Origin of the sequence: Pseudomonas sp. AL03, assembly GCF_029960815.1 — a bacterium.
Lineage (GTDB): Bacteria > Pseudomonadota > Gammaproteobacteria > Pseudomonadales > Pseudomonadaceae > Aquipseudomonas.
The window spans coordinates 76186-87766 of record NZ_JASBRE010000014.1; the positions used below are offsets into that span (position 1 = coordinate 76186).

The 11581-nt window shown below is 57.9% G+C and carries 9 protein-coding genes and 3 pseudogenes; 2 read left to right on the forward strand and 10 right to left on the reverse strand.

Going from position 1 to position 11581, the window contains the following annotated elements; translation table 11 throughout:
- Position 1: 1 nt before the first annotated feature.
- From QK293_RS15355 to QK293_RS15365, 3 genes and pseudogenes are all read right to left on the reverse strand, one after another.
- Entirely contained in the window at positions 2-1108 is a 1107-nt protein-coding gene (locus QK293_RS15355; protein ID WP_282378339.1) for an enoyl-CoA hydratase/isomerase family protein, read from the reverse strand.
- Positions 1109-1251: 143 nt separating this feature from the next.
- Positions 1252-1959, reverse strand: coding sequence for an HPP family protein (locus tag QK293_RS15360; RefSeq protein ID WP_282378342.1), 708 nt, complete (start codon positions 1957-1959; stop codon positions 1252-1254).
- Positions 1960-2119: 160 nt separating this feature from the next.
- Positions 2120-2784 (reverse strand): annotated as a pseudogene (locus tag QK293_RS15365) (MFS transporter); the annotation flags it as partial.
- Between QK293_RS15365 and QK293_RS15370 the strand changes: the two are divergent.
- Positions 2780-3050, forward strand: a pseudogene (locus QK293_RS15370) (LysR substrate-binding domain-containing protein); the annotation flags it as partial. The pseudogenes QK293_RS15365 and QK293_RS15370 sit on opposite strands and share 5 nt — an antisense overlap.
- A 510-nt stretch (positions 3051-3560) precedes the next feature.
- Here QK293_RS15370 and QK293_RS15380 read toward each other — a convergent pair.
- The 3 genes and pseudogenes from QK293_RS15380 to QK293_RS15390 all read right to left on the reverse strand — a co-directional run bounded on the left by QK293_RS15380 (position 3561) and on the right by QK293_RS15390 (position 5908).
- Positions 3561-4055, reverse strand: coding sequence for an Hcp family type VI secretion system effector (locus tag QK293_RS15380; RefSeq protein ID WP_282378344.1), 495 nt, complete (start codon positions 4053-4055; stop codon positions 3561-3563).
- Positions 4056-4167: 112 nt separating this feature from the next.
- Positions 4168-4525 (reverse strand): annotated as a pseudogene (locus QK293_RS15385) (glycosyltransferase); the annotation flags it as partial.
- 3 nt (positions 4526-4528) lie between these two features.
- Positions 4529-5908: a UDP-glucose/GDP-mannose dehydrogenase family protein gene (locus QK293_RS15390; RefSeq protein ID WP_282378346.1), complete on the reverse strand. Its 1380-nt coding sequence runs from the start codon at positions 5906-5908 to the stop codon at positions 4529-4531.
- A 422-nt stretch (positions 5909-6330) separates the two neighbouring features.
- Here QK293_RS15390 and QK293_RS15395 point away from each other — a divergent pair, with 422 nt between their 5' ends.
- On the forward strand, positions 6331-7176 hold the full coding sequence (locus QK293_RS15395; RefSeq protein WP_282378489.1) for a tyrosine-type recombinase/integrase: 846 nt from the start codon (positions 6331-6333) through the stop codon (positions 7174-7176).
- A 10-nt stretch (positions 7177-7186) separates the two neighbouring features.
- Here the strand turns inward: QK293_RS15395 and QK293_RS15400 are convergent, their stop codons facing one another.
- From QK293_RS15400 to QK293_RS15415, 4 genes are all read right to left on the reverse strand, one after another.
- Complete coding sequence (locus tag QK293_RS15400; RefSeq protein ID WP_282378349.1) at positions 7187-8257, reverse strand: ABC transporter ATP-binding protein; 1071 nt, start codon at positions 8255-8257, stop codon at positions 7187-7189.
- Entirely contained in the window at positions 8254-9852 is a 1599-nt protein-coding gene (locus tag QK293_RS15405) for an iron ABC transporter permease (protein WP_282378351.1), read from the reverse strand. The genes QK293_RS15400 and QK293_RS15405 overlap by 4 nt, the downstream gene beginning before the upstream one ends.
- A 3-nt stretch (positions 9853-9855) precedes the next feature.
- Positions 9856-10869, reverse strand: a complete 1014-nt coding sequence (locus QK293_RS15410) for an iron ABC transporter substrate-binding protein (protein WP_282378353.1) — start codon at positions 10867-10869, stop codon at positions 9856-9858.
- Positions 10870-11012: 143 nt separating this feature from the next.
- Complete coding sequence (locus QK293_RS15415; protein WP_282378355.1) at positions 11013-11573, reverse strand: PqiC family protein; 561 nt, start codon at positions 11571-11573, stop codon at positions 11013-11015.
- Positions 11574-11581 lie beyond the last annotated feature (8 nt).

Below are 11581 nucleotides of genomic sequence, written 5' to 3' on the forward strand. Positions count from 1 at the left end.
CTCAGCTCCCGCTCTGCTCAAAACCCGTGAAAAAACTCGCGACGTGCTCGGCGTCCAGCGCCTGCAAGGTCGGAGGGTTCCAGCGCGGGCTCTTGTCTTTATCGATCAGCAAGGCGCGCACGCCTTCGATCAGGTCGCCGCGCTCGAACCACTGACGGTCCAGGTGCAGCTCCAGGGCGAAGCAGTCTTCGAGACTCAAGTGCCGACCACGACGGAGCATTTCCAGGGTCACGCCCATGGCCAACGGTGAACGGCTTTCCAGCAGGTCGGCGGTGGTCGTGGCCCACGCGTGACTGTCGGCGACCGTTACTTCACGCAGTTGCTCAACAATACTCGGCAGATCGGGCAGGGCGAAGAAGTGATCGATGGCCGGGCGTAGCTTGCTCAGTGGCGCATCGGGTAATTGCTGCACGGCAAGTTTTGCCAGCAGACCTTGCAAGTCCTTCAGCGGTGTCTCATGCCATTGGAGCTGATCGAGTCGCTCGTCCAGGGTGCCCAATTTGTCGCTTTCCAGGTACCAGTCGGCCAGGCCGCAATAGAGCGCATCGGCCGCGCGGATCTGCACGCCACTGACGCCGAGGTAAATACCCAGTTCACCGGGAACGCGCGGCAGGAAGTGGCTGCCACCGACATCCGGGAAATAACCGATCGCCACTTCCGGCATCGCCAAACGGGTTTTCTCGGTGACTACACGCAGGTCGGCGCCTTGCACCAGGCCCATGCCACCGCCAAGGACAAAACCGTCCATCAAGGCGAGCACAGGTTTGCGGTAGTGGTGAATTGCGAGGTCGAGGGCGTATTCCTCGACGAAGAAATCTTCGTGCAGCGTGTCGCCGTTTTTGAAACTGTCATACAGCGAGCGAATATCGCCGCCGGCACAGAAAGCCTTCTCGCCAGCACCGCGCAACACCACCGCGTGCACGTGCGGATCCAGCGCCCAGGCGTCGAGTTGACGCTGCAGATTGCGCACCATGTCCAGGGTAATGGCGTTGAGGCCGGCGGGGCGATTGAGGGTCAGGTGACCGATGTGGTTGCGAACCTCGGCCAGCACTTCGTTTTGCGTGGCATCCATGGGCTGAGTCCCCGGAGAAGAAACCTGAGCAGTCATCACTAACTCCCTGCTTTTATTGTTCTTTATAGAGAAGCCCGCGCGCGAGCGATGCTGGATCGTAACAGTGCAAATTTGCCTTGTACAACCGGGATATGTGCAGGGTTAGTTTGCGTTTTTGCCTTGGAGCGAATTTTTTATCTTCAATCTTTTCTGGAAAACACATCACCAATACTGCGGCGTTTAGCATGCAGTTCACTGGCATGAATCAACTGTTCGAGGTCTTCAGGCGTAACGTCGAAGAACGCCTCCATGTCAGCCAGCGCCAGTTTCAGGTCCTGGGTGGTGATCGCCTGGCTGTCGGTGGGCGGATGGTCCGCCGGCACCACGGCCACCGGTTCACTGGCGCGTTTCGGATAACGAATGCGCGTCAGGTTGTTGTAGGCCAGGGCGCTGAGCAGCAGGGTCGATGCGCCAAGCATCACCGGGCCGAGGGCTTTCCAGTCCAGAGCAATGGTCGCCGGGTCTGCCAACACCAACAGCAGCGCCAAGGCCCCGGCCGGTGGGTGCAGGCAACGCAGCCAGCACATCAGAATCAGCGCCATGCCGGCCGCCAGGCTAGCGCTGCCGAGGGTTCGTCCGAGCACGTGAGCGACCAGCAGCGAAACCACCCCGGCGCTGAGGTAGCCGCCAAGAATCGACCAAGGTTGGGCGAGGGCGCCGGAGGACACTGCGAACAGCAACACGGCCGATGCGCCCAGCGGACCGATCAGGTGTTGCGCCACTGCCATGCCAAATACCTGGCTGCAAAGCCAGACGCTGAACAGTGTGCCCAGGGACATGCCGATGGCGGCCCGGCTCCATTCGGAAGGGCGAGTGTTGATGGCGGCGGGAAACCAGCGAGAGAACATAAGGCAGACAATCCGTTGGCAAAAATCTATGCAAAAAAAAGGCTTAGCTGGGATACCCAGAAAGCCTTTGAAGTAGTTCCAACTGTTGGGGGAGGAACGAGGCGCAGTGTGCCGTTGATTCCTGATGCTGACAAATTCATATTAATGCAGTTTCAGTGCATTAATTTTGCTGTAATGCCACTCGACAACCACTCATGAAACACAGGGAACCACCCATGGCAGCCAGCGCGCTCAAGGCATAGAACATCGTTGGCGCGGGGGGGGCATCAGCAGGAAACCGCAAATCACCGGGCTCAGGGCACCGCCGAGGGCAGCGAGGTTTTGCGCGCCGTAATAGCTACCGCGCAGTTCTTCCGGGGCCAGGGTGTCGACAAAGAGGAATTCGGCGGGGTAAATGATCATTTCACCGAGGGTGAAGATGAACATTGCCACGCACCACGACACCAGGCTGTCGGCCAGGCTAAACCCGATCAGGCCGACGATGAACAGGCTGGTACCGCTCGCGATCCAGTAACGCAGTTGTTCACGCTTGAGGATACGGCCGATCTGGTATTGCAGCAGGATCACGCTGATGGCGTTGCAGGCGAGCAGGGCGGCCATGGTTTTCAGTGCCCGTTTGGAATCGTGGGTCACCAGCAGGTATGGCGACAGGTATAGGGTAAAACGGCCGTGGACCACGGTACTGAGCAGGCAGTCGCAGGTGAACATGATCAGCGTGCGGTCGTTCTTCAGGGTGACCAGCGTCTTGAGAAAACTCTGGGGCTGGCCGATCGCGGGTGCCTGGGCCGAGTCCTTCGATATCCCGATCATCAAGAAAATACTGAATTTCGCCCACTCCGACAGCTTTTCTGACTCAGCCACCCAGGTCGAAGCGGTGGCACTGTTGATCAGGCCCGGGCGTTTCGTGGGTTTCCTGCCGCAACATTTCGCCGCGTCGATGGTGGCTCAGGGGCAAATTTCGCGCGGTGCGCCCGGACCTGATCCACATCGTCACCCGGTTCAATCTGATCCTTCGCCACAACACCGTGCGCAGTCCGCTGGTGAAGGCGTTTGCCCAGGCGTTGAAGGTTGATTTGAGGGCATTGGGTTGAAAGGCCATATGGAGAAAAATTTTTTATTTTCCTTCAAGTTTTCGTAGCTCTTTTGGCATGACTTTCAAAGCATATCCAGACACAGTCACAAAGCAAATAACACCCACTATTCTAGCCCGGAGGAAATCCAACTCAAAAAATTCAATAATCAAAAGAGCGATCCAGATTGTATGAAAGCAGGAACAGGCAATGATAAAAATATACATCCTCGCAGCAGAAACTATTTTTTCGAGAGCAAGCATATAACCGTCCGAATTTCTAGATAGTACTGGCTCAGCAAACTACTCTGTTCGTTCTTGATTTCCTTGAGACCCTGCCCAGCACTTTTCCGCCCCTGTGCTACATCATTAACAATACCTCTCGCGTAATAAGAAACTTCGCGATTGAACTGTAAGCGCAACGTGCCATCTTTTAGGTGTCGAGAAGCCAGTGTGCAAGCCTGATTGGTCAAATTGCCCGCCGCCTTACTAACTGCCCAATAATCACAACTACTTGACTCGCAGCGATTCTTTAATTGTCCCATTCGTTATTTCCCCATGAAGCGTATCCGCTGGTTCCTGCCAGATGGTGCCTCCATGTAATCTCTCGGTAACGAATAGCAACGTGCTCTTGAGGCTCGACATCGTTCTGTAGAACTACGTGGGGCATATCAAGTGTCAGGTCGGCAATAATGCCGCCTTCAATTTCAATACTGAAGAATCTCTCCTGAAGACCGAACGAAGAAATTCGGTAGAAACTTATCGCACAGCTAATTTCCTCTCTACTTGATAGCGCTTGCGCGAGTAGAGGAGATGACTTGTCAACATTTTTTGTGATGACGAGCGGGCAGTGTGTAGGCTTATTAATGTTTCCTATATTGGACATGTTGTGACTGTAAGACAGCACCATGATTTCATCGGTATGCGCTGTTTGACATTTATTGCCGATTGAATCTTGAGTTGAACAACCCGCCGATATCAGTCCTTGAGTCTTTCCTGTGATGGTCATATAGCCGTGATTAGCCATGTAGGTGCCGCTCCTTTTGTCGATGGGGCACCTTATTGAAAACGTCTTCGGGTATATGTAGGGCGTTTCCGGGTATCCGGTAGGACGAGAGCGAATCTGCGGGCGTAACGCGCTACAGAGTGGAATGCAGCAACACGTAATCGTTTTTGTCGAAGCGCCCGCTCAACACGGGCAGCAACGCTCCCAAAGGCGTGCCCTGCAGAGGGTGCGGTAGTCACTTTTATCCATCATCAGCCACTGCGGCCCTGAAGACTTTCCAGTTCGTGGATTGATTCGGTGAACACTGGCTGTAAGTCCTGATCGATATTGACCATGAACTTGATCGCCGCGGCGTCCTTGCCCATGCCATGCAGCACCAGTGGCGCTGGCTCTTTCTGCACCCGTGCTAACGCTGCGCGGTTGAAAGACTGAGTGTCGTAGTGCCGACGCTCAATCGGTTCGAACACCAGAATGTAAAACGACCAAAGCGCAAATCAAGCAACAACCGAAGCCACTGGCCATTGCTGGTGCGGAATCGGCAGATTGCGCGATTCACCGCGGCCCATCGGGAAGTACATGAACCCGGCGCGAGCCAGGCGGTCGGCGTCGTACAGGTTGCGTCCGTCGAAGATCACCGGTGCGTTGAGCCGCTGCTGAATCAGATTGAAATCCGGTGCCTTGAACTGCTGCCATTCAGTGCAGATGATCAATGCATCGGCGCCGGACAATACCGATTCCGGCGTGCCCATAAGCATCAGTCTGGATTCATCGGGATACAGCTGCTGGGTTTCCTGCATGGCTTCCGGGTCGAACGCACGGACGTTAGCCCCGGCGGCCCACAGCGATTCCAGCAACACCCGACTCGGCGCATCGCGCATGTCGTCGGTGTTCGGTTTGAACGCCAGCCCCCACACGGCGAAGGTCCGGCCGCGCAAATCGCCCTTGTAGAACGCGTTGATGCGCTCAAACAGCTTGTGCTTCTGACGCTGGTTGATCGCTTCCACTGCTTGCAGTAGATCGCTGGAGCAATGAGCCTCTTCGGCGCTGTGGATCAGCGCGCGCATGTCTTTGGGAAAGCACGAACCGCCATAACCGCAACCGGGGTAGATAAAGTGGTAACCAATGCGCGAATCGGCGCCGATGCCCAGGCGCACCGATTCGATGTCGGCGCCCAAGTGTTCGGCCAATTCGGCGATCTGATTAATGAAACTGATCTTGGTGGCCAGCATGCAGTTGGCGGCGTACTTGGTCAGCTCGGCGCTGCGCAGGTCCATGAACATGATCCGGTCATGGTTGCGGTTGAAGGGCGCGTAAAGGTCGCGCATGACATCACGCACATCATCGCGTTCGCAGCCGATGACGATTCGGTCCGGGCGCCGGCAATCGGCCACGGCCGAGCCTTCTTTCAAAAACTCCGGGTTAGACACGATATCGAACTGCAACAACCGGCCTACCTTGATCAGGCACTTGTCGATGTGCGCGCGCAAGGTGTCACCCGTGCCCACCGGTACCGTGGATTTCTCCACCAGAATCACCGGTTGTTCACGATGACGCGCCACGGCTTCGCCCACCGACAGCACATACCGCAGATCCGCCGAACCGTCATCCCGGGACGGTGTACCGACCGCGATGAACAACACCTGGCCATGCTGCACCGCGAGTTTTTCGTCGGTGGTGAACTGCAGACGTTTGGCTTCCAGGCTTTCGCGTACCAGGCTGGCCAGCCCCGGTTCGAAAATGCTCACGTGGCCTTGTTGCAGCAGCTCGACTTTCTTCTCATCAATGTCCATGCAGACCACGTCGTGACCGACTTCAGCCAGGACAGCCGCTTGCACCAGGCCAACGTAACCGCTACCAAATACACTGATTTTCATGGGGCACTCCTGAGTTCGGGCGCGCGAGCAGGGCGAGAGTTGATGATGACGACACCGAGGCGCTTGCCATCCCTGGGCAGCCGTGCACTATCAGAATAGGCAAGGCCATATTTCAATTCGCCTATCGTGTTGTATAACGCCACGTCCGGGCGCTTCATACGCCAGGCCCAACACCTCTGTTTATTCTGAAAGTCATACAGCCACTGTTCTGACCTCTGCCGTTCATCGAGTTTTTTAGTAGAAAGTCTTACAGAAGTGTTCCGCTTTATAGGAAGGATGTTTCAATCCTTCGTTGTTTAATGAGCTGTTTCTACTCAAGGCCGTTTCGTTTGATTGACTTACCCGCTACTGACTTAATCCCCACAAAGACCAACCCGCTGACCCTGTATCTGGCGCGCCTGGCGCCCTCCAGCCAACTGACCATGCGTTACGTTTTGCAAGATGCCGCTGACCGGTTGGGCTTCGAAGACATGAACGTCGAGGAGATTCCCTGGCACAACCTGCAACCTGAAGCGGTCATCGCGTTAGTGGCAACCTTGCGCTCGGACGGCTACGCGCCGAACACCTCCTCGCTGTACGTCAACGCGGTGCGCGGGGTGATGAACGAAGCGTGGCGCATGAGCCTGATCAGTCAGGAACACTTGCTGAAAATGCGTTCGGTCAAGGGCATTGCCGGGACGCGGCTGTCCCAGGGGCGCAACCTCAAGCGCACGCTAATCCAGGAGTTGATGGCGGTCTGTGCCGCCGATCCACGACCACAAGGTCTGCGGGACGCGGCGATTATCGGGATTTTGTACGGTTCGGGGATGCGCAAATCGGAATCGGTGAACCTGGACCTGAACCAGATCGATTTCACCGAGCGTAGCCTGTGTGTGACCGCCAAGGGCAACAAGCAATTGATCAAGTACGCACCGGCCTGGGCGTTCGCCAAACTCAATGACTGGCTGGAACTGCGGCGCTCACTGCTGAAGGAGGGTGAATCGGACGATCCGTTCCTGTTCAACCGCATTCGTCGCGGCAGTCACATCACCCGCGAGCGCATCACCAAGCACGCGATCTATTACATTGCCCGACAACGGGGTGCACAGGTCGGGGTGAAAATCATGCCGCATGATTTTCGGCGTTCGTTCATTACCCGAGTGATTGAGGAGCATGACTTGTCGATCGCCCAGAAACTCGCCCATCACAGCAACATCCAGACGACGGCCAACTACGATGTGCGCGATGACAACGAACGGCGTCGGGCAGTGGACCGGTTCGATCTTTGATGGACGGGACTCAAGGTTCGCGCAGTACGTGGGCATGGCCGATCGTCGAGACGTGAACCGCACTGCCAGCGGGTGGCGCATACAGGCCCGAACTGCGCACCATTAATGATCGACCAGGCTGTTCTCCGCAAACCAAAGACTCCAATTCCACCGTCAACGTGCAGGTATTGCCGCTGAAATCACGCTCGGTCACGACGGCGCGGCACCCGGCAGCCTTCGTCGGGCTGGGCTGGAGGCTGATGAGTTGCAGTTGCTCGGGGCGCAGCATGATTTGCGCTGATCTGTTGTTCCGGTGGTTGTTCACCGGTATACGGCCGAGATCGCAATGAGCCCAGCCGGCTTCGATTCTGGCGGGCATGACCACGGCATCCCCCAGAAACAGCGCGGTTTGTTCATCGTCGGGGTAGCGGTAAAGATCCAGCGGATGGCCTGACTGCACCAGCCGACCGTCGCGCATCACCGCCAGCTGATCGGCAAACGACAAGGCCTCACTCTGGTCATGGGTGACCAGAATGGTGGTCACGCCGGCGTCTGTCAGCAGCCGTGCGACCATTTTGCGCATGGCGCCCCGAAGTCCAGTGTCGAGGGCCGAAAACGGCTCGTCCAGCAACATCAAGCGCGGCTGTTGTGCCAACGCCCGCGCCAGCGCCACGCGTTGTTGCTGGCCGCCGGAGAGTTCATGGGGCCAACGGTTGGCCATGTTTGCATCCAGCGCCACGCTGTCCATCAACTCCGCGATTCGCTCCTGTTTTGCGCCGCCCTTGATCGAAAGCCCGAAACCGATATTGGCGGCCACGGTCATGTGCGGGAACAGGGCGCCGTCCTGGGGAACATAGCCAATCAAACGCTGATGCGCCGGGACTTCGTGGGTGTCGTCGACGAGCGTTTGGCCATTGAGTGATAAACGGCCCGTGTCCGGGAATTCGAAGCCGGCGATCATCCGCAACAGCGTGGTTTTTCCTGAGCCGGACGGGCCGACGATGACCGTTCGGCTGCCCGCGGGCACCGACAGGTTGATGCTTTCCAGCGCTTGATGGGCGCCGTAGGACTTGGATATGGAATGGAGTTCAAGAGCGTTCATCGGCCAGCCGTTCGTTTGGATTGGTGGTAAAGAAGTCCGGTTAACGGAAGCGACAGCAGGATCATCAACAGGGCGTAGGGCGCCGCGGCGGCGTAATCGATTTCGCTGGTCATGGCCCAGAATCCGGTGGCCAGGGTGCGCGTGCCGTTTGGGGCGAGCAGCAGGGTGGCGGTCAACTCATTGGTAATCGCCAAAAATACCAGCGCGGCGCCTGCTGCAGCGCCGGGCGCGGCCAGGCGCAGGGTGATCAGCCACAATGCCCGGGTGGGTGAGCGGCCGAGGCTGCGGGCCATGTTTTCCAGCTCTACCGGCGCCTGGGCGATACCAGCGCGCAAACTCACCAGGGCGCGCGGAAGAAACATCAGCAGATACGCCAGCAACACCGTGATCGTCGTCTGGTAAATCGGCCGGGCAAAATGGATGGTGATGGTCACCAATGCCAGGGCAACAACGATCCCAGGCAACGAGCTGGTGATGTAGTTGCAGCTTTCCAGCACACGTTGCAACCGGCCCGGAGAACGAATCGACAACCAGGCAATCGGGATGGCGGCGCAGGTGGTGAGGGCGGCACCCGCAACACCGAACAGCAGTGTCTGTTCCAGCGCCGGCAGAAGTTCGGCCATCTGCCAGACCTGCGTACCGCCGGCGACCAGCCAGTGCCCCAAGGTTACCAGTGGCACGCCCAGCGCCAGCGCGCAGGTCGAGATTTGCAGTGTCAGCGCGAGGAGGGTGGCTGCGGATTTCAGGCGCACAACCCGCTGCTCGCGAGCGCTTCCCGACCCGACCCGGGCGTAACGCGCTGTGCCGCGAGCGGCGGATTCTGCGGTGAGCATCACCAGACAACACAGGGCGAGCACGCTGGCCAGCATGTTGGCGGCGGGTCCGTTGAAGGTGGACTTGAACTGATCGAAAATTGCCGTGGTGAAGGTGTCGAAGCGGATCATCGCGTACAGGCCATATTCGGCCAGCAGGTGCAGGCCCACCAGCAAGGCGCCGCCGCAGATGGCCAGGCGCAGTTGTGGGAGCACCACGCGGAAAAATATCGCCCAGGGTTTGAGACCGAGCGATTCGGCAACGTCTTCGATGGCCGGATCGAGACGACGCAGCGTCGCAGCAATCGGCAAGTACAGGAACGGGAAGTAGGCGATGACCGACACCAGAACGCCGGCAAACAACCCGTGAATCGGTGGGACCAGACTGACCCACGCATAGCTGTGAACAAAGGCCGGCACCGCCAGCGGTGCAGTCGCCAACAACGACCACCAGCGCCGCCCCGGCAGGTTGGTGCGTTCTGTCAGCCAGGCCAGAGACAGGCCTAACGTGACGCACAACGGAATCGTGATCACGACCAGTAAAACCGTGTTGATCAATAGTTCAGCGACCCGCGGCCGGAATACCAGCGGCACAAGGGTCGCCCAGCCTGTCTGAAACGAAACGCCGATAACGAAGGCTATCGGCAGCAACGACAGCAGCGACACCAGCACCGACAAACCGATCACCCACGCGCCGCCGCGCCCCGCGAAAATACCGCGGGATCGTCGTCGCAAGTTCGCGGGTATCGCCTCAGCGACACCCGCCGGCAAGGTTTCAGGCATCAATTAGAGCAGTCCGGCCTGAGTCATCAACTCCACGGCTTTTTTACTGTCGAGTTTTGAAGCATCGACTGTCGGCGCGTCGAGTTGCTGCAAAGGCACCAGTTTGGGGTTGGATTCAGCGTTCTTGCCCACGGCGTACTCAAACGATTTGCCGGTTTTGAGGACGGCTTGGCCCTCTTTGCCGGTAATCCACTTGAGGAACGCCTGGGCGTGTTCCTTGTGTTGGCTGGACGCCAGAACGCCGCCGCCGGAGACACTGACAAACGCGCCTGGATCCTTGTGCTTAAAGTAGTGCAGGACGGTATTCTTGCTGTTTTCGCCGGTCTTGGCCTGGTCGCCGAAGCTGTAATAGTGGTAAATCACGCCGCTGTCGATCTGCCCGGCGTTGACCGCTTTCAGTACCGCACTGTTGCCGCGATAGATCGTGGCATTGGCCTTCAACCCTTTGAGCCAATCCAGAGTGGCAGCTTCACCCTTGAGTGCCAGCACGGCAGCGACGATGGCCTGGAAGTCGGCACCGGCCGGCGACGCGCCCCAACGACCTTTCCAGCTTGGGTCGGCGAGGTCCATCAGCGACTTGGGCAGCTCGGTTTCGGGCAGTTTGCTCGGGTTATAGACAAACACCGTGGAGCGCGCGGCGATCCCCACCCATTTACCATGGACCGGGCGGTAAGCATCGCCGACCTGCTCCAGAGTCGCCGCCGCAACCGGTGCAAACAGTCCCGCGTTGTCGACCAACACCATGGCCGGGGAGTTTTCGGTCAGGAACACGTCGGCGGGGGAGGCGGCGCCTTCCTGCACGATCTGATTGCCCATTTCGGTGTCGTCACCATTGCGTACGGTGACCTTGATGCCGCTTTCCTTGGTAAAACCCTCGATCCAGGATCTGGTCAGGCTTTCGTGTTGGGCGTTGTAGACCACGATGCCATCGGTATCGGCTGCAGACACGTGACTGGCGCTCAGCAGAGCGGTGGTCAGCAGTGCTGTTTTCAGGAAAGAAGGGAAATGGGCATTCATGCGTTGGCAGCTCCTGTTATTTTTTAAAATCATGCGCGTAGATTCAACCGGGACGGTCGTCAATTATTGTAGGTCAATACGAATCATTTGCAGGATTGAGGCGGCGGCAAATGTACTGCGCAGAATGAGAAAAAAACGTCAAATCACTGTGTCGCCGGGCAACCTTTTTGTGTTCCATCCGCTGCCTGGTTAATAAGCGCGGCCAGGCGTTTGACGTTGTTCTGCTGAGCCGCTACCAGTTCATCTATGGAAGGCCCTGAAGGTGTCTGCAACGTGCTGCGGCAAGTGACCAGCGTGTTATCGCTTTCGCCGAGATTGCGCAGACGCCATTTGACGTCAATCAGCGCGTATTGGCCGGGGATCGAGTCAAAACGTTGCACGTCCAGCCGCACCGATACCTTGCGCTGGGGATTGCTGTTGACCAGTTGATCGATCAGGGCCGTTCGCAACTCATCCGACAGGCTCGCGCCCCACCATTCGGTTTCGAGGATGGCCAGGCCGCTGTTGCCCTGACGAATGACGATCTGCGGGCGGTCGACCTGGGGAGGGACGCTGAGTCCCTCAATCTGGATATCCGCAGCGCTGGTCCTTGAGTTGCTACTCGGTTGGGCTGGGGTCAGGGTGTGGAATTGGATCGGCTCACTGCGGCAGGCCGTGAGCAGTAACAACGCGGTGACCAAGGTGATCTTCAACGGAAAAGCCATGGTGATGC